1 protein-coding gene is annotated in these 245 nt (G+C 48.6%); it reads left to right on the forward strand.

Annotated features, from left to right (window positions below):
* On the forward strand, nt 1-245 hold a 245-nt coding region (locus B4033_RS02590; protein ID WP_286831875.1), incomplete at both ends, for a winged helix-turn-helix domain-containing protein.

A 245-nucleotide genomic window follows, 5' to 3' on the forward strand; every position in this document is an offset into this window, starting at 1 on the left:
AGGAACTGGTCGCGCGCGTGCAAGCAGTTCTACGCCGTCTGGATCGTAAAGCTGAACCGGAAAGCAATGATTTGTTCCGTATGGATAAATCGCAACAGCGCATTTGGTATCAACAAAAAGCGCTGAACCTGACCCCAACAGAATTCCGTTTATTAGAACTGTTTTTGGAACATGTGGGTCAGGTGTATTCACGTGCGCAATTGCTGGATCATATTAACCCGGACAGCTTCGATGTGGCGGACCGT

Origin of the sequence: Acinetobacter sp. UBA3132 (genome assembly GCF_002364825.1) — a bacterium.
Lineage (GTDB): Bacteria > Pseudomonadota > Gammaproteobacteria > Pseudomonadales > Moraxellaceae > Acinetobacter > Acinetobacter schindleri.